This window comes from Pseudomonas sp. GW456-12-1-14-TSB6 (assembly GCF_059424205.1).
In genome coordinates, this window is sequence record NZ_JBWKZE010000015.1 from 118,266 (window position 1) to 134,924 (window position 16,659).

At 63.1% G+C, this 16,659-nt stretch carries 16 protein-coding genes; 7 read left to right on the forward strand and 9 right to left on the reverse strand.

The annotated features are described in order from the left end of the window. The first annotated feature begins 1 nt into the window (after window position 1). From AC07Y2_RS16110 to greB, 3 genes are read left to right on the forward strand one after another with little or no spacing between them, the layout of a single operon-like run. Window positions 2-685, forward strand: a complete 684-nt coding sequence (locus AC07Y2_RS16110; protein ID WP_007955651.1) for an ABC transporter ATP-binding protein — start codon at window positions 2-4, stop codon at window positions 683-685. Then, window positions 685-3,189 (forward strand): ABC transporter permease, encoded by a 2,505-nt coding sequence (locus AC07Y2_RS16115; RefSeq protein ID WP_103386354.1) that lies wholly within the window; start codon window positions 685-687, stop codon window positions 3,187-3,189. The genes AC07Y2_RS16110 and AC07Y2_RS16115 overlap by 1 nt, the downstream gene beginning before the upstream one ends. Window positions 3,190-3,223: 34 nt before the next feature. Beyond that, complete coding sequence (greB, locus tag AC07Y2_RS16120; RefSeq protein ID WP_039770483.1) at window positions 3,224-3,721, forward strand: transcription elongation factor GreB; 498 nt, start codon at window positions 3,224-3,226, stop codon at window positions 3,719-3,721. A gap of 3 nt (window positions 3,722-3,724) precedes the next feature. Here greB and AC07Y2_RS16125 read toward each other — a convergent pair whose 3' ends face one another. The 3 genes from AC07Y2_RS16125 to AC07Y2_RS16135 all read right to left on the reverse strand — a co-directional run bounded on the left by AC07Y2_RS16125 (window position 3,725) and on the right by AC07Y2_RS16135 (window position 6,247). Then, on the reverse strand, window positions 3,725-4,033 hold the full coding sequence (locus tag AC07Y2_RS16125; RefSeq protein WP_039770484.1) for a hypothetical protein: 309 nt from the start codon (window positions 4,031-4,033) through the stop codon (window positions 3,725-3,727). Window positions 4,034-4,283: 250 nt separating this feature from the next. Beyond that, window positions 4,284-4,718: a DoxX family protein gene (locus AC07Y2_RS16130; protein WP_007950955.1), complete on the reverse strand. Its 435-nt coding sequence runs from the start codon at window positions 4,716-4,718 to the stop codon at window positions 4,284-4,286. Between the two features lie 107 nt (window positions 4,719-4,825). Continuing rightward, complete coding sequence (locus AC07Y2_RS16135; protein ID WP_074687998.1) at window positions 4,826-6,247, reverse strand: MltF family protein; 1,422 nt, start codon at window positions 6,245-6,247, stop codon at window positions 4,826-4,828. Window positions 6,248-6,482: 235 nt separating this feature from the next. Between AC07Y2_RS16135 and AC07Y2_RS16140 the strand changes: the two genes are divergently transcribed. The 3 genes from AC07Y2_RS16140 to AC07Y2_RS16150 all read left to right on the forward strand — a co-directional run bounded on the left by AC07Y2_RS16140 (window position 6,483) and on the right by AC07Y2_RS16150 (window position 9,365). Next, window positions 6,483-7,289, forward strand: coding sequence for a TatD family hydrolase (locus AC07Y2_RS16140; protein ID WP_085668138.1), 807 nt, complete (start codon window positions 6,483-6,485; stop codon window positions 7,287-7,289). A 108-nt stretch (window positions 7,290-7,397) separates the two neighbouring features. Continuing rightward, on the forward strand, window positions 7,398-8,879 hold the full coding sequence (locus AC07Y2_RS16145; protein ID WP_039770490.1) for a methyl-accepting chemotaxis protein: 1,482 nt from the start codon (window positions 7,398-7,400) through the stop codon (window positions 8,877-8,879). Window positions 8,880-8,999: 120 nt separating this feature from the next. Continuing rightward, window positions 9,000-9,365: an Mpo1-like protein gene (locus AC07Y2_RS16150; protein ID WP_039770492.1), complete on the forward strand. Its 366-nt coding sequence runs from the start codon at window positions 9,000-9,002 to the stop codon at window positions 9,363-9,365. A 1-nt stretch (window position 9,366) separates the two neighbouring features. Here AC07Y2_RS16150 and AC07Y2_RS16155 read toward each other — a convergent pair whose 3' ends face one another. The 3 genes from AC07Y2_RS16155 to AC07Y2_RS16165 form a co-directional block, all read right to left on the reverse strand. Beyond that, entirely contained in the window at window positions 9,367-10,161 is a 795-nt protein-coding gene (locus AC07Y2_RS16155; protein WP_074688002.1) for an acyl-CoA thioesterase, read from the reverse strand. Window positions 10,162-10,282: 121 nt separating this feature from the next. Further along, window positions 10,283-11,050, reverse strand: coding sequence for a CHAD domain-containing protein (locus tag AC07Y2_RS16160; RefSeq protein ID WP_103386355.1), 768 nt, complete (start codon window positions 11,048-11,050; stop codon window positions 10,283-10,285). A 77-nt stretch (window positions 11,051-11,127) separates the two neighbouring features. Beyond that, window positions 11,128-11,406, reverse strand: coding sequence for a hypothetical protein (locus tag AC07Y2_RS16165; RefSeq protein WP_007950948.1), 279 nt, complete (start codon window positions 11,404-11,406; stop codon window positions 11,128-11,130). Between the two features lie 217 nt (window positions 11,407-11,623). Here AC07Y2_RS16165 and AC07Y2_RS16170 point away from each other — a divergent pair, with 217 nt between their 5' ends. Next, window positions 11,624-12,661: a patatin-like phospholipase family protein gene (locus AC07Y2_RS16170; protein WP_064383337.1), complete on the forward strand. Its 1,038-nt coding sequence runs from the start codon at window positions 11,624-11,626 to the stop codon at window positions 12,659-12,661. Here the strand turns inward: AC07Y2_RS16170 and AC07Y2_RS16175 are convergent. Genes AC07Y2_RS16175 through kdpC form a run of 3 tightly spaced genes read right to left on the reverse strand, consistent with a single transcriptional unit; the run spans window position 12,658 to window position 16,636 of the window. Further along, window positions 12,658-13,356, reverse strand: a complete 699-nt coding sequence (locus AC07Y2_RS16175; protein WP_039770498.1) for a response regulator — start codon at window positions 13,354-13,356, stop codon at window positions 12,658-12,660. The two genes, AC07Y2_RS16170 and AC07Y2_RS16175, sit on opposite strands and share 4 nt — an antisense overlap. A 48-nt stretch (window positions 13,357-13,404) precedes the next feature. Next, complete coding sequence (locus AC07Y2_RS16180) at window positions 13,405-16,056, reverse strand: DUF4118 domain-containing protein (protein WP_103386356.1); 2,652 nt, start codon at window positions 16,054-16,056, stop codon at window positions 13,405-13,407. 34 nt (window positions 16,057-16,090) lie between these two features. Next, complete coding sequence (gene kdpC, locus AC07Y2_RS16185) at window positions 16,091-16,636, reverse strand: potassium-transporting ATPase subunit KdpC (RefSeq protein ID WP_103386357.1); 546 nt, start codon at window positions 16,634-16,636, stop codon at window positions 16,091-16,093. Window positions 16,637-16,659 lie beyond the last annotated feature (23 nt).

Here is a 16,659-nt window from a genome sequence, read left to right on the forward strand (position 1 = left end):
CATGGGCGCAAGCATTCTCACCGCGAAGAACCTTAGCAAAGTGGTTCCCAGCGCGGAAGGTGAACTGACCATCCTGCACGAACTCAGCCTGGAACTGAACAAGGGCGACAGCCTGGCCATCGTCGGCGCGTCCGGTTCCGGTAAATCCACCCTGCTCGGCCTGCTCGCCGGCCTTGATCTGCCAAGCAGCGGCGAAGTGACGCTCGCCGGGCAAGGCCTGAGCAATCTCGATGAAGACCAGCGCGCGCGCATTCGCGCCGAGCACGTGGGTTTCGTCTTTCAATCGTTCCAGTTGCTCGACAGCCTCAACGCGCTGGAAAACGTCATGTTGCCGCTGGAGCTCGACGGCCGCAAAGACGCCCGAAGTCGCGCCACCGAACTGCTGCAACGGGTCGGCCTCGGCCAGCGCCTGACTCACTCGCCACGTCAGCTCTCCGGTGGAGAACAACAGCGCGTGGCGATTGCCCGGGCCTTCGCCGCCGAGCCGGACGTGCTGTTCGCCGACGAACCCACCGGCAACCTAGACAGTCACACCGGCGAGCGCATCAGCGACTTGCTGTTCGAATTGAACAAGGAACGCGGCACCACCCTGGTGCTGGTGACCCACGACGAACGCCTGGCCCATCGTTGCCGGCGCCTGATCCGTCTTGAAGCCGGCCTGTTGGTCGCCCCTCTGGAGCCTTGATGGCACGTCTGCCGCTGTTGCGTCTGTTCAGTCTCGCCCTGCGCCAACTGCTGCGCGATGCCCGCGCCGGTGAACTGCGGGTGCTGTTTTTCGCCTTGGTGGTGGCGGTCGCGGCGAGTACCGCGATCGGCTATTTCGGCGCCCGCCTCAACGGCGCGATGATGCTGCGCGCCACCGAGTTTCTCGGGGCCGACCTGTCGCTCGAAGGCAGCTCGCCGGCTCGTCCGGAACAAATCCGGAGCGGCACCGAGCTGCGCCTGGATCATGCACAGGTGGTGGAGTTTTCCAGCGTCATCGCCACGGACAACGGCATTCAGCTCTCCAGTATCAAAGCCGTCGACCGCGCCTATCCGCTGCGCGGCGAACTGAAAAGCGCTCCCGCCCCTTACGCGACAGAGGAGGCCGGAGGCGAGCCGCAGCCCGGTGAAGCCTGGGTCGAAGCGCGCCTGCTGACGGCGCTGGACTTGAAGATCGGCGACAGCATCGACGTCGGCATGAAGACGTTGAAACTGACGCGAGTGCTGACTTACGAACCGGATCGCGCCGGTAACTTCTACAGCCTGACGCCACGGGTGCTGATCAACCTCGACGACCTCGCCGCCACCGGCGTGGTGCAACCCGGCAGCCGGGTAAGTTACCGCGAACTGTGGCGCGGTGAGCCGCAGGCGCTGGAAACCTATCGCCAACTGATCAAACCGGGCCTCGCCGCCAACCAGCGGATTCAGGATGCCCGCGACGGCAACCGACAGATCGGCGGCGCACTGGGCAAGGCCGAACGTTATCTGAACATGGCCAGTCTGGTCGCCGTGCTTCTGGCCGGGGTGGCGGTGGCGTTGTCGGCCAACCGCTTCGCCAGTCGCCGCTTCGATGCCAGCGCCCTGCTGCGTTGCCTGGGTCTGTCACGCCGGGAAACCCTGGTGCTGTTCAGTCTGCAACTGACGGTGCTCGGCCTGCTCGCCAGCCTCGGCGGCGCCCTGCTCGGCTGGCTCGCACAATTGGGCTTGTTCGCGCTGCTGCATGATCTGCTACCGACCGACGTACCGCCGGGTGGCTTGCTGCCGGCACTGGCCGGCATCGGCACCGGGCTGGTGGCGCTGGCCGGTTTCGCCCTGCCACCGCTCGCCGCACTGGGCCGCGTGCCGCCGTTGCGGGTATTGCGTCGGGACATGCTGCCGATTCCATCGAGCACCTGGATGGTCTATGGCGCGGCACTCGGCGCGCTCGGGTTGATCATGTGGCGCCTGAGCCTGGATCTGCTGCTGACGTTCGCCCTGCTCGGCGGCGGTGTGGTCGCCGCGCTGGTACTCGGCGGCTTGCTGCTTTTGCTGCTGCAGAGTCTGCGTCGCCTGCTCGCACGCGCGTCTCTGCCGTGGCGCCTCGGGTTGGGTCAGTTGTTGCGCCATCCTTTGGCGGCAGCCGGCCAGTCACTGGCCTTCGGGCTGATCCTGCTGTCCATGGCGCTGATCGCCTTGCTGCGCGGCGAATTGCTCGACACCTGGCAGAACCAGTTGCCGAAAAACGCACCCAACTATTTCGCCCTGAACATCCTGCCGGCAGACAAACAGGCCTTCACAGATCACCTGATCAATGTCTCGGCCCAGGCCGCGCCGTTGTACCCGGTGGTGCCGGGACGCTTGATCAGCATCAATGGCGAAGCGGTGCAGCAGATTGTCAGCAAGGATTCGGCCGGCGACCGCGCGATCCAGCGCGACCTGAGCCTGACCTGGGCGGCCGATCTGCCGGCGGGCAACAAGATCACCGCCGGTTCGTGGTGGACCGGCCGGCCTTCGGACGATGTTCCGGGCGTCTCGGTGGAAGGCAAGGTGGCCGAAAGCCTCAAGCTCAAACTGGGCGATCACATGGTGTTCAGCGTCGGCGGGGTCAATCGTGAAGCGAAGGTCACCAGCCTGCGGGAGATCAACTGGGACAACTTCCAGCCGAACTTCTTCATGATCTTCCAGCCCGGCACTCTGAAGGATCTGCCGGCGACTTACCTGACCAGCTTCTATCTGGCGCCCGGTCACGATCAGCAGATCGTCGAGCTGTCGCGAACATTCCCGGCGGTGACCATCCTGCAGGTCGAAGCCTTGCTCGAACAGCTGCGCAGCATCCTCGCCCAGGTCACCCTGGCGGTGGAGTATGTGTTGTTGTTTGTATTGGCGGCGGGGATGGCGGTGCTGTTTTCCGGGTTGCAGGCAACGCTGGACGAACGCATTCGCCAGGGCGCACTGCTGCGTGCGCTGGGTGCCGAGCGCCAGTTGCTGATCAAGGCGCGACGAATCGAGTTCGGCTTGCTCGGAGCGGTCAGCGGGTTGCTCGCGGCGATCGGTTCGGAAGTGGTGAGTCTGGTGCTGTATCGCTTCGCCTTCGACCTGCCATGGCACCCCCATCCATGGTTGCTGCTGTTGCCGTTGATCGGCGCGGCGCTGATCGGTGGCGCTGGAGTGTTCGGCACGCGACGTGCGCTGAACGCCAGCCCGCTGACAGTGTTGCGCGAGGGTTGATAGACTCCAGCGATCTCCATCAAAAGAAGTTGCCATGAGCCGTTATCGCCCTCCCCGCACCGCCGGCACCGCGCTGATCACCCCCGAGGGTGAAGCGCGGATGCGCGCCGAATTCCATGAGCTGTGGCATGTGCGCCGTCCGCAGGTGACGCAGTCGGTCAGCGAAGCGGCGGCTCAGGGTGATCGTTCGGAAAATGCCGAGTACACCTACGGCAAGAAAATGCTGCGCGAGATCGACAGCCGCGTGCGCTTTCTCACCAAACGCCTTGAGGCGTTGAAAGTGGTCAGCGAAAAACCGAGTGACCCGAACAAGGTCTACTTTGGCGCCTGGGTGACCATCGAAGACGAGGACGGCAAACAGTCGCGCTATCGCATCGTCGGCCCGGACGAACTGGACTTGAAACTCGGCCTGATCAGCATCGACTCACCGCTGGCCCGCGCCCTGATCGGCAAGGCGCTGGATGCCGAAGTTCGGGTACAGACGCCAACCGGCGAACAGTTCGTCTACATCGTGGCGATCGAATATCCCTGACGCTCAGCGCCGGGTGATCAGGCCCTGGCGTGCGACGCGGGTCAGTTGGCGAATCATTTCCGGCGCCTCTTCATGGCTCGGGGCCTGAATGACGGCCAGATCGAAACTGTCATCGGCAAAACGCGCCAGCGACTCACCGTCTTCAACGAACTGGATCAGGAACGCGGCAGGACCACCGCTGCGACGTGGCCAGCCATCGAGATAACGCAACAGCGTCGGCTGATGTTTGCCGCCAAGCAGGATTTTCGGATTGCGCTGGGTGATATGTGCCGTGATCGGCGCGGGACGTGCTGGAGGGCGTAGTGCATTCATCGTGTCGTGTCTCTGCCTCAAAAGTCTGCATGGCAGGTGAGAGGCAACACCGAACCAGCGCTTTAGCGGTATTTCGAAGCCCTGTTCCGGCTTCTGACGGCAACTGAAGAATAGTCACCTGGCGCCCCGCAAGTAGCTGTTTAAATCGGCGCATGAGCGGCATCCTAGAGAACGTGACCGCCCAGTGTCAAGAATCAGCCGCAACAAAAAAGGCCCGCAGAATGCGGGCCTTTTGCTTGAGCCAGAGCGGTCAACCGGCGATGGCGCGATCCACCGAGAGCTTGCCGGCACCTTCGATCAGTACTGCCAGACTGCCGCCAAGCAGAGCCAGGGCAAACTCGTAACCGTTGTTGGCCATGAACAGTCCGTTGCTGATGTGTACGGTGAAGATCGCCACCAGCGACAGGAAGGTCAGACCCAACGCCGCCGGGCGAACCAGCAGGCCGATGATCAGCGCCAGACCAGCGAAGAACTCGGTACCGCCGGCCAGAGTGGCCATCAGGTAACCCGGGGTCAGGCCGATGCTTTCCATGTATTGCGCAGTGCCCGCCAGACCGTAGCCACCGAACAGGCCGAAGAGTTTCTGCGAGCCGTGGGCAGCGAAGATCACGCCGACGGCAATGCGCAGAATGGTCAGACCGTAGCCGGCGCGGGTGAACAGAACCTTGTTGATCAGAGAGCTCATGTTGCGTTTCCTTGTTGTCAGAAGTGCTTGTTGGTTGGCCGCTATATTAATCAGTTATTTTCATGTTAAAAGCGCAAAAATTCCGCCATAACAATCAACTTATTTGATCATTTGCGTGAGACAACTTTCTGCCCCCCGGGCTCCAACGACTCCCGCTCCCGGTCGAACGCCAAGTAATACTTGTTCACGCTATTAACATAGCTGACGGGGCCCATTCCCACCTGCTCCATGGCGATGCGCTCGACCTGAAAGAACCACTGGTTGGGATTCAGGCCGCGACGCCGCGCTTCGGCACGCATGCCTTGCACTCGCTCCGGACCAATGTTGTAGGCCGCCAGGGTGAACGCCATGCGCTCGCGCTCATTGAGTTTCGGACTGTTGAAGAACTTGCGGCGGATCATCGCCAGGTACTTGGCCCCGGCCTGCACATTCGCATCGAGATTCTGGATGTTGTTGACGCCAACCCGCTGTGCCGCCGACGGGGTGATCTGCATAAGCCCGGTCGGCCCGCTGCCGCTGCGCGCGTTGGGCTGCAGCGCCGATTCCTTGAAGGCCAGCGCCGCCAGGTTGAGCCAGTCCATGTTTTGCGCTTCGGCGTGCTTCTGCAGGGTCGGTCGCAGTTTTTCCAGACGCTGACGGTCAGCCTTGGCCAACGGATAGTGCACTTGATAGAGACGGCGGTAGATCCGCAGGAAGGCCGCATCTTCGTTCGCCGGCTTCTTGTAGCCGGTGAGGAAGCGGTCGATGCTCGCCCGCAACATCGACGCATCACGGCGCACGAACCAGTATTCCTCGCCCGGCTCGTTGATCATCACCTGCCGGTCGAAACGCAGCTTGGGCAGGATCTTGCCCCAACGCTCGGCAATCGGTTGCTCGACGATGGTCAGGTGGAAAATCCCGCCCTGAACCATCTCAAGCACATCCTCGACCGCCAGCGTTGGATCGACCCATTCGATCTTGATCGGCGCCAGTTTGTGCAGCGCCAGTTTCTGGTTGAGCTGGCTGACCGCCTCCCCCGCCGCACTGCCCGTGGGCAACGCCAGGGTTTTACCGGCCAGTTGCTCGACCTTGGTGTAGCGCTTTTCACCCTTGATGCCGACCAGCACCAGCGGCACGTTGCTGGCAATCGGCTCGCTGCTGGCGACTGCGTGGCCCGGTTGCAGCTCGAGCAGTTCGCCCGGCGCCACCAGATCGCCTTCGCCACGCTGCAACGCACCGAGCAATTGATCCTTGGCTTTGGGGATGATCTTGAGGGTGATTTCCTGGCCGTCGCGAGCGTGGCCGTTGAGGTATTGCTCGAAGGCGCGCAGCCGGTGGTATTCGATGCCGATGGCCTGGCCCTGGACTTCGCCGGAACTGTTGCGGCTCTGGTTGACCAGCACCCGCAAGACGCGGCTGCTGCGGATTTCGGTCAGGTCGCGAACCTTGGCGGCCGGCACGGCTTGCAGTGGTCCGGGCAGCCGCGCGACCGCCGTCATCGGCAACAGCAGCGAACCACACAGCAGGAGCAAAACCGAGGGACGAATCATCCACTCTCCGGAAAGAATACGGGGCGTTTCACCGCTGAGCGGTCGTAAAACACCGACGAAAACAGAGCGCCTGGAGCGCTGATAAAGTGCGAGAGACTGGCACAGTGATGGCAATTCTGCCAACCCGGCCTGCTACGCGGCCTCAACAGACAGCCATAAGCCGTTGTAGTTCTTGGCTTTTCTTATAAATCTACAGCTCTGATATGCTTTCCGGCCTTCGGCCCGAGGTAGCACCATGCAACTCATCGATATCGGCGTCAACCTGACCAACCCCAGTTTCGCCGACAAACACCAGGCCGTGCTCGACCGCGCCTACGCTGCCGGGGTCTGCCAACTGGTGCTGACCGGCACCAGTGTCGAGGGCAGCGAACAGGCGCTGGAGCTCTGCCAGCAACTGGATCCGGACGGCCAGCGACTGTTTGCCACCGCCGGCATTCACCCGCATTCGGCCAGCGACTGGAACGCCGACAGCGCACGGCGTCTGCGCAGTCTGCTGCTGGAATCGAACGTGGTGGCGGTGGGCGAATGCGGACTGGATTTCAACCGCGATTTCTCGCCGCGCCCGCAGCAGGAAAAAGTCCTCGAAGAACATCTGGCGCTGGCCGCCGAACTGCAATTGCCGGTGTTCCTGCACGAGCGTGATGCGAGCCAGCGCCTGCTGGAAATCCTCCGTGACTTCCGCGACCGATTGCCTGCCGCCGTGGTGCATTGCTTCACCGGCGAGCAGAAAGCCTTGTTCAGCTACCTCGATCTGGACCTGCACATCGGCATCACCGGCTGGATCTGTGACGAGCGTCGCGGCACCCATTTGCATCCGCTTGTGAAGGAGATCAAGCGCGGTCGCCTGATGCTGGAAAGCGATGCGCCGTATCTGCTGCCACGCACACTGCGGCCAAAGCCGAAGAACGGGCGCAACGAGCCGGCGTATCTGACCGAAGTGCTGCGTGAGGTTGCGCTGCATCGAGGCGAAACCGAGGAAGATCTGGCGGCCCACACCACCGCCTGCGCGCGGGCGTTCTACGGTTTACCTACCCTGCCCTGAAAGAGGCAGATGCATCGGTTGTTGATGCACATCAAGAACCGGGCACCTGGGTAGCGGCACAATAATGGCACCTTGCCAAAACTGTTTCCGCTATCAGAGAAGACCTCCATGGGTGCCTGGCTTAGCAATATCTCGCTGAAATACAAATTCTGGGCGGTCAACGCGGTCGCCTTTGTCACCACCCTGTTGCTGGTGCTGTACGCCGTGCAACTCGAACAACAGGCCCGCAGCCACGCCGCGCAAACCTCGGCCCAGGCCCAGGCGCAATTGCTCAAGGCCTGGCCGGCCGGGCAGCCGCTGCCCAAATCCGATCAGGTACTGACCTTCAAACGGGGTGAAGCGCCGCGCCTCAACGATCAGCCACTGCTGGAAATCACCGACAGCAGCGGCTGGATCGAGATCAGTCACTTGCCGTTGTTCGGCGAAAACCCGCTGCTCGGCGCCGAGGTCTTCAGCCGCGCCGATGGCCAGCAAGTCGCCGTGATCGCCTACGCCCCCAGCCTCAGCCAGGTGTTCAGCGAGCGATTCGCCAACTACGCAGTGGCGGTGTTCATCCTGATGCTGGCAATGCTAGGTGCCTCGCAATTGCTGATCCGCTTTCTGCTCAGCCAGCTCAACACTCTCAAGGACGTGATGCTGCACGTGGAGAAAACCGGCGACCTCGCCGCCCGGGTGCCACTGGCCTGCAAGGATGAAGTCGGGCAGATGGCCAACGCGTTCAATGCGATGCAGGCCGGTTATCAGCGAGTGGTGACCACCGTGGCCAACACTGCGCGGCAACTGGACGTCGGCGCCGCGCGACTGGCGTCGAGCATGAACGAGGTGCGTCACGGCATGCTCGGCCAGCAGAGCGAAACCGATCAGGCCGCCACGGCGATCAACGAAATGACCGCCACCGTCTACCACATCGCCCAGCACGCCGGCGCCACACGCGACCTGTCGCAGACCGCCGACGGCCTGGCCGGCAGCGGCCAGCAAGTGGTGACCCGCGTCCAGCATTCGATTGCCGGCCTGTCCAGCGGCGTGCAGCAGACTGCCGAGATGATCCAGCGCCTGGCCGAGGACAGCCAGAAGATCAACGGCGTGGTCAGCGTGATCCACAGCATCGCCGAGCAGACCAATCTGCTGGCGCTCAATGCCGCCATCGAAGCGGCCCGTGCCGGGGAAATGGGTCGCGGGTTCGCGGTGGTCGCCGATGAAGTGCGCAACCTCGCCAAACGCGTACAGACCTCCACCGATGAAATCACCACCATGGTCTCGGCATTGCAGGCGGGCACCCGCGATGCGGTGGACTTCATGCAGGAGAGTTCGTACAAGGCCGACGACTGCGTGCAGCAGGCGCAAGAGGCGGGAGAAGCGCTCGCGGAAATTACCGGAGCGGTGGCGCAAATGCGCGAGAGCAACACGCAGATTGCAGTGGCGGCGGAGCAGCAGAGCCAGGTGGCTGAAGAGATGAACCGCGCGGTGGTGAGCATTCGCGATGTGACCGAGAACACCGTGCAACAGACCGTGGATTCGGCGACTACCAGTAACGAGTTAGCGACGCTGGCCGGGGAACTGAACAAGGCGATCGGCCAATTGAAGCTCTAGGAGACAACATCAAGATTGGCCATTGTCCCTATCACTTCAATAGCCAACCTTGATTCGCCGCCCTCGCTGCCCGGGCCTATTCTTCAACCATGTACTGAACATGGATCGAGGAGCAGCAACATGGGCAAACGTCACCCCAACCTTCCCGCGTGGCAATGGCGCGCGTACCCGAACAACCATCAGCACCCAACCAATCTGGTGCTGCACCTGATTGCCGTGCCGCTGTTCATCGTTGCGTTTCTGTTGATCGTCTCAGGTGTGTTCAGCCTGAGTCTGGCCAGCGTTGCGATCGGCGTGATCGGCATCATCGCGGCGCTGGGTCTGCAGCGTCACGGTCACAGCCTGGAGGCGCAAGCCTCCGAGCCGTTCAGTGATCGCAAGGACGCTGTCTCGCGGCTGCTGGTCGAGCAGTTTCTGACGTTTCCGCGGTTCTTCCTCAGTGGCGGCTGGTATCGCGCCTGGCGTGAACGCCATCGCCGCCATTAAGTCAGGCGAAGATCGTCACCGTCTGCCGACTCATGGCAATCAGTTCACCCTTCGCGCTCCACAGCTTGGCGGCGACGTGACCGTAACCGTCAGCCGCATACTCGATGTCCGCCAGATACTGGCACCAGTCCAGCGTGCTCAAATCCCGTAACGGCTGAACGAATTCAATGGTCCAGGTCAGGGTGCTGCCCGGTGCCGGTTTCTTCAGGTACGGCAACAGCGCGGGTGGCCAGGCATCGACCAGCGCCAGCAGGTGCGCCTCGTTGACCGGCTCTTCTTTCACATCCCCACGCAAACGCACCCAGCCGCCCATCAGCCGCGATTGAGTGCCGGTGAACGGCATGCCGCCGACACTCCAGCGCATCGCCAGATGACGCATGAACTCGGGGGTTACGCCTTTGATGTACGGCAGCTCCTGGCAGTCGTCCCAGTGTTTCATCTCCGGTGCGGGATAGGCTTCAACCGCCACTTCCGACGACCGCGAAGCCCCGAAGCTGCCTTGCACCATCGTCACCACCTGACCGTTCTGCACGGCGCGCCCCAGCACCTGGCTGACCGCTTTGCCTTCGCGCAGCACCTCGACTTCAAAGCTCACTGGCACTTCGGGCTCCACCGGGCCGACGAAAGTGATCGCCAGCGAACGCACCGGCCGATCGGCAGGCACCCTGGTTCGCATCACTTCAAATTGCAGCGCGGCCACCAAGCCGCCAAAACTGGCCCGGCCCTGCCCCCACTCCGCCGGAATCGTGACCTCCGGTTGACGACGGACAGCATCGATCAGATCGCAAAAGCGCATGGAAACCTCGGACACGAAAAAGGGAATGACCGGATCTTAACCAGCGCGGCAGAGCGGCGCAGCGTCCATTCCGGTCAAAGAGACTGACAGATAAGACAGCGGTGCTGCGCGCCAGCGGGTTTCAGGACTTGAAGCAGGCCGCGCTGAGCTTATCCAGCACCCGGTCGGCCTTGATTTCGGCCTTGGCCATGGTTGCCTGCCACGTGGCGACGCAGGGTTGCAGATCCTGCTCCAGTTCGGCGCGTGCCAGCCATTGCCAGCAATCGTGCCAGTCACCGAGGGCGCCTTGTGCGGATTTCAATCGGGGTAATGCGGCTTCGGGCAAACGATCCAGTTCAGGATAGGCCTCGATGCCGTAACGCACACGCTTGATCAGCAGGCGCAGGCGATGGCGGTCGTGGGCCGGGTCGTGCAGCGCCACGTCGAGGTGCTTCCATTGTTTGCCCAGACGTTTTTCGATGCGCTTGTCCAGGCGCTTGAGCAATCCCTGGCGCTGGGACGCACGCAGAAAACGTGGAAAGGCATCGAGGATCATCAGCAGCGAAGCCACTTCGGCGCTGGCCGCCAGCGTCGGGTACGCCTCGGCCATTTGCGCCATCCGGCGCTGTGCAGCTTCCGGCTGATCATGCTTGATCAGCCAGGCCGCCAGCACCTCGCGGTCGCGCCACGGCGTGGTCAGTTGCCCGACGCTGGCCGCCGCGCTTTCCAGTTGTTCGACACCGGGCAAGCCGCGTAACGGTCGCAACAGACTGCGCAAGCGCCGCACGGTGGTGCGCAGGTCGTGCAGCGCTTCAGGGGCGGTCCGCGCGGTCAGACGCGCCTGACAGGCCAGCAGCCGCACTTCCAGGCTCAGGACATGGGCCACCAGCCGATCAACCAACGCAGACATCGCTTGCTCCTGAATTCAATGACTTTGCACGAGTGTGCGCCGGCGCAAGCGACCTGCCCTTGCGCTACGTCAGCAGCTTAGCGCCCGGCGCGGGACTCGCGAATGTAGAAACGTGCTTTTTCGGCTTTCTTGGTGCAGCCTTCGAAGCCTTCGAATTGCTGCTGGGTCTTGGCCGCCGTCAACAGCGACAGCGCCTTGGAATAGCTGACGGTGCCGGCAAAACCTTCGGCCTTGGCCAGATCCAGTTCATGCCACGCCGCGTCGAGTTGGCTGCCGCAGCTGTCACGATAAGCGGTCTTGCCGGCGCAACCGGCCAATGCCAGTGCCATCAACGGCACACAGATCCAGGCTTTCATCACTCACACCTCAAAGATAGGTCAACAGTCGTGCAGGTAAGACGGTGCGCCAGCGAAAAAGTGCCTTGTGCCCCGCCATTGCGCCGCATTGCAAAAGATAACGCCGACGGGTCATGAAGTATCGAAAAAACGACGCCATCGCCGCCCCGAACGACCCCGGCGATTGAAGCCCGGCCCTCGATGGGTGCATTGTGCAACCTTGTCGGGAGGAAGTTTGATGAAAAAGCGTGTCGCGCTGGTGCTGGGCTCCGGTGGCGCCCGGGGCTATGCCCATATCGGGGTCATTGAAGAGATCGAACGACGGGGCTATGACATCAGTTGTATTGCCGGCTGTTCAATGGGGGCCGTGGTCGGTGGAATCTACGCCGCCGGCAAGCTCGACGAGTACCGCAACTGGATCGAAAGCCTGGATTACCTCGACGTGCTGCGCCTGGTGGACGTCAGCTTCCGCCTCGGTGCGATCCGTGGCGAAAAAGTCTTCGGCCAGATCCGCAAGATCGTCGGCGAGATCAACATCGAAGACCTGCGCATTCCCTACACCGCCGTAGCCGCCGACCTCACCAACCAACAGGAAATCTGGTTCCAGGAAGGCTGCCTGCATCAGGCCATGCGAGCTTCGGCGGCGATTCCCAGCCTGTTCACCCCGGTGATGCAGGGCAACCGGATGCTGGTGGACGGCGGCATTCTCAACCCGTTGCCGATCGTGCCGGTGGTGTCGAGCCATTGCGATCTGATCATCGCGGTCAATCTCAACTCGACCAACCAGCGCCATTACAAACTGCCGGTGATCCAGCGCCCTGCCGCGTTCCGTACGCGCTTCGACAGCCTGATCACTTCGCTGGGTTCAAAGATGCCGTTCCGCCGCAAGCAGGCCGAGCAACTGCTGATGCTGGAACAGGAAGCGCTGCGTGCCGAAGCGGCGGAGATCAATCCATGGGTCGAAGGCGCTGAACCGGAAGCCCAGCAACCGGCCGCCGCGCCTGAGCGCGACGGCGCACCGAAATCCGCCACCGGATCATTCATCGTCGATAACGTCGGGCCGGCTTCATTGCTTGATCTGATCAACCAGAGTTTCGAGGTGATGCAGACCTCGCTGGCGCAGTACAAGATCGCCGGATATCCGCCGGACATACTGATCAACGTGCCGAAGCGGGTGTGCCGGTTCTTCGAGTTCTACAAGGCGCCGGAACTGATCGCGCTGGGTCGCGAGATTGCCCGGGATACGCTGGATCGCTACGAGAGCGAGCAGAACTAAAGACTGCTCTCGCTCAACAAGCGATAACCGACGCCGGCCTCGGTCACGATAAAGCGTGGCCGGGTCGGATCGTCTGCCAGCTTCTGCCGCAAATGCCCGACCACGATCCGCAGGTAGTGGCTGTCCTCGGTGTGAGTCGGGCCCCAGATGTCCTTGAGCAATTGCTGCTGGGTGATTACCCGCCCCGGATGCCGCGCCAGTTGCGCCAGCACTGCGTATTCCTTGCGGGTCAGGGCAACTTCAACGCCGTCCAGCAGCACCCGGCGATACGCCAGGTCCACGGTCAGCGGGCCGAAATTCAACGCGGCCTGCTGCGCCTCGCCTGCCGGTGCCTGACGCAGCAACGCGCGTACCCGGGCGAGAAATTCCTGAATGCCGAACGGCTTGGTCACGTAGTCATTGGCGCCGCCATCCAGTGCCTGGACTTTCTGCCCTTCGCTGGCGCGCACCGACAGCACCAGCACCGGCGCCGTGGCCCATTCGCGAAACTCCCGCAGCACTTGCTGGCCGTCCATGTCCGGCAGGCCGAGGTCGAGTACCAGCAGGTCCGGTTTGTTCAGCGCCGCCTGGGCCAGGCCCTCGGCGCCGGTGCCGGCCTCCAGCACTTTGTAGCCCTGGGAAGCGAGGCTGATGCGCAGAAACTTGCGGATCTGCGGTTCGTCATCGATGACCAAAATGGTCGCGGTCTGGCTCATGAGTTCACATCAACACAAAAGAGTGGCAAGAGAGTAGCGCAGCGCGGATCAGGCTTCACCGTCCATCCCCGGTTGCGTCTGCAACGGCAGGTGCAAGGTGATACAGGTGCCGCGCCCGTCGATGCCGTCGCCGACACTGATCCGCCCGCCATGGGCGCCGACCATGCCCTGACAGATCGCCAGCCCGAGGCCGGTGCCCTGCCCGCCCCGATCACCCCGGGCGGCGGTGTAGAACATGTCGAAAATCTTCGCTCGCTCATCCACCGGAATCCCCGGCCCTTCGTCGCTGACCGAGAAAAACACTTCGCTGTCATCCGCCCCGGCGCGCAGTTGCAAACGACCGTGGGATGGCGAGAAGCGTGCGGCGTTTTCCAGCACGTTGACCAGCGCCTGCTCGATCAACGCGGCATGCACGTACAACAGCGGCAACTCGGCCGGTACATCGGTGCTCACTTGCAACGACGACAACACCGCCCTCAGACGATTGAGCGCACTGCCGACGATGTCCGCCGGCGACACCCAGTCCCGCGCCAGCTTCAGGGCGCCGTGGCCGAGACGGGTCATGTCCAGCAGGTTCTGGATGTAGCGGTCGAGACGCTCGGCTTCATCGCGGGTGCCTTCGAGCAGCTCGCGGCGATCCTCCAGCGGGATCGCTTCGCCGAGGGCCAGCAGGCTGTCGATGCTGCCGCGCATCGAGGTCAACGGGGTGCGCAGATCGTGGGACACCGAAGCCAGCAAGGCACTGCGCAGTTGTTCGGTTTCGCCGTGCAGGCGCGCAGCTTCCAGGTCATCGGCCAGTTGTGCCCGGGCCAATGCCTGAGCCAACGGCTGGCTCAACGCGGTCAACAAACGCCGGCGTTGGCCGCTCAAGGTCTGGCCCTCTTTGGCACACACACCGAGCAGCGCCAGCGGCCCGTCTTCCACCGACAGCGGCCACCACCACCAGCGCCCGAACGGCAACGTGCCGGTGCCCATGCCCGCCGGCTGATCGTGTTGCCAGGCCCAGTCGGCGGCGGCGCGTTCGGATTCAGTGAATTGCAGCGGCCCGCCGGTTTCGACTTTCCAGCCGCCCTGCCCGTCGCGATTGAGCAGGCACAGTTGCAGATCGCTCCAGCCATTGAGGTGTTGGGCTGCGGCGCTGACCACGGCCTGACGGTCGGTGGCGGCGGTGAGTTTGCGCGACAGGTCGAGCAGCTCGGTGGTTTCTTCCTGGGTATCGCGCAGCGCCTGCAATTGCCGCCGCTGACGCGCCGCGAGGTTGCCGGTGAGCGCCGCCATCAGCAGGAAGAACAGCAACGTCAGCACGTCTTCTTCGCGCTGGATGCTGAAGGAAAAATTCGGCGGGATGAACAAAAAGTCGTAGGTCAAAAACGACAGCGCCGCACAGGCCAGCGCCGGGCCGAGACTGCTGCGCACCGCCACCAGAAGCACTGCCGCAAGGAACACCAGCGAGATGTTCGGCAACGGCAACACGCTGGACACCGCCCACGCCAGCGCACTGGCCAACAGCGTGGCGACCAGCGCCAGCGCATAGTCGAACCACACCAGCGTCGGCGCTACACGCGGGCGCGGTTGATGCTGTTCCTGATCACTGTCCAGCACGTTGATTTCCAGACCATGGGCCTGACGCAGCAAACGCGCCGCCAGCCCACCACCGAACAGGCGCCTGCGCAGACGCGGCCGGGACTGGCCGACCAGCACCAGACTCGCCCGACGTTCAGCGGCATGCTGAATCAGGGTTTTCGCCACTTCACCGGCCCGTAGCAACACCACTTCGCCGCCGAGGCGTTCGGCCAGTTGCTGGGCGCTTTGCAGGCGCAGGCGCGATTGCTCGTCACGCACGCTGCCGTTGTCGACGTGCACCAGACTCCACGGCAAATGCCGACGCTGAGCGACGCGGCTGGCGTGTCGCACCAGCCGTTCGGCCTGGGCATCGCCATCGACCCCGACCAGCAAGCGCCCACGCACCGCCGGCGCGGCCTGACCGAGCTGGCGATAGCCCTGAGCGAGATCGTTATCGACCTGCGCGGCAGCGGTCTGCATCGCCAGTTCGCGCAGGGCGGTGAGGTTGGTCTGGGTGAAAAATGCATCGATCGCGGCGCGCGCCTGCTCAGGCACGTAGACCTTGCCTTCGCGCAGGCGCTCGAGCAGTTCGCGGGGCGGCAGATCGATCAGCAGCAGTTCGTAAGCCTCTTGCAGCACCCAGTCCGGCAGGGTTTCGCGTACCTGCACACCGGTGATGCCACGCACCTGATCGTTGAGGCTTTCCAGGTGCTGGACGTTGACCGTGGTGTACACGTCGATGCCGGCGGCGAGCAGTTCCTGAATGTCCTGCCAGCGTTTGGCGTGGCGACTGCCGGGAGCGTTGCTGTGGGCGAGTTCGTCGACCAGCACAAGCTTCGGCTTGGCGGCGAGCAGGCCATCGAGGTCCATTTCTTCGAGCGTCACACCGCGGTATTCCGAGCGCACCAACGGCAATTGCGGCAGGCCACCGAGCAGCGCTTCGGTTTCGGCGCGGCCGTGGGTTTCGACCACGCCGGCGATGACTTTCACGCCCTGACGCAGTTGGCTGTGAGCTGCCTGCAACATCGCGTAGGTCTTGCCCACGCCTGGCGCTGCGCCGAGGAAAACCTTGAGCCGGCCGCGTCCATCGCGGGGCAGTTCTGCTAACAGCGCGTCGGCGCGGCCGGAGTCACTCATGCTTGAAGCTCTCTCTTCCTGATGTCATCGCGATTCATAGCTTTTCCAGCGCCATGTTCAACGCCAGCACATTCACCACCGGCGGGCCCACCAACGGCTGTTCGATGTGCGCGTCGAGCAGTTGCTGCAAAGTCGCTACCGGCACATTCCGCGCGGCCGCAACACGCGCCAGTTGATAGGCAATCGCCGCCGGTGGCAAGTGCGGATCGAGACCGCTGCCGGAGGTGGTCAGCAGCGCCAGCGGCACCGGGCCCTGACCGGGCACCTGCAGCTTGTTGGCGTCATCGATCACCCGAGTGGCCAGCGCCGGATTGCTTGGCGACAGGTTGCTCGCACTGCTCGACACGGTTGCAAAGGCACCGGCTGATGGACGTGAATGGAACCAGGCATCGCCGACAAAATCCTGAGCGATCAGGGACGAGCCGCGCACCTTGCCTTCGGCATCGCGCACCAGGCTGCCGTTGGCCTGCTCGGGGAAGGCGACCTGGGCAACGCCGGTCACCACCAGTGGATAGGCAACGCCGGTGACCAGGGTCATCAGCACCAGCAGGCTCAGGGCCGGACGTAACAGTGTGGACATTTCAAAATCCTCGAATTCGTGCT

Coding starts and splice junctions, on each gene's coding strand:
- AC07Y2_RS16110 (WP_007955651.1), top strand. CDS start 2: ATGGGCGCAAGCATTCTCACCGCGAAGAACCTTAGCAAAGTGGTTCCC.
- AC07Y2_RS16115 (WP_103386354.1), top strand. CDS start 685: ATGGCACGTCTGCCGCTGTTGCGTCTGTTCAGTCTCGCCCTGCGCCAA.
- greB (WP_039770483.1), top strand. CDS start 3,224: ATGAGCCGTTATCGCCCTCCCCGCACCGCCGGCACCGCGCTGATCACC.
- AC07Y2_RS16125 (WP_039770484.1), bottom strand. CDS start 4,033: ATGAATGCACTACGCCCTCCAGCACGTCCCGCGCCGATCACGGCACAT.
- AC07Y2_RS16130 (WP_007950955.1), bottom strand. CDS start 4,718: ATGAGCTCTCTGATCAACAAGGTTCTGTTCACCCGCGCCGGCTACGGT.
- AC07Y2_RS16135 (WP_074687998.1), bottom strand. CDS start 6,247: ATGATTCGTCCCTCGGTTTTGCTCCTGCTGTGTGGTTCGCTGCTGTTG.
- AC07Y2_RS16140 (WP_085668138.1), top strand. CDS start 6,483: ATGCAACTCATCGATATCGGCGTCAACCTGACCAACCCCAGTTTCGCC.
- AC07Y2_RS16145 (WP_039770490.1), top strand. CDS start 7,398: ATGGGTGCCTGGCTTAGCAATATCTCGCTGAAATACAAATTCTGGGCG.
- AC07Y2_RS16150 (WP_039770492.1), top strand. CDS start 9,000: ATGGGCAAACGTCACCCCAACCTTCCCGCGTGGCAATGGCGCGCGTAC.
- AC07Y2_RS16155 (WP_074688002.1), bottom strand. CDS start 10,161: ATGCGCTTTTGCGATCTGATCGATGCTGTCCGTCGTCAACCGGAGGTC.
- AC07Y2_RS16160 (WP_103386355.1), bottom strand. CDS start 11,050: ATGTCTGCGTTGGTTGATCGGCTGGTGGCCCATGTCCTGAGCCTGGAA.
- AC07Y2_RS16165 (WP_007950948.1), bottom strand. CDS start 11,406: ATGAAAGCCTGGATCTGTGTGCCGTTGATGGCACTGGCATTGGCCGGT.
- AC07Y2_RS16170 (WP_064383337.1), top strand. CDS start 11,624: ATGAAAAAGCGTGTCGCGCTGGTGCTGGGCTCCGGTGGCGCCCGGGGC.
- AC07Y2_RS16175 (WP_039770498.1), bottom strand. CDS start 13,356: ATGAGCCAGACCGCGACCATTTTGGTCATCGATGACGAACCGCAGATC.
- AC07Y2_RS16180 (WP_103386356.1), bottom strand. CDS start 16,056: ATGAGTGACTCCGGCCGCGCCGACGCGCTGTTAGCAGAACTGCCCCGC.
- kdpC (WP_103386357.1), bottom strand. CDS start 16,636: ATGTCCACACTGTTACGTCCGGCCCTGAGCCTGCTGGTGCTGATGACC.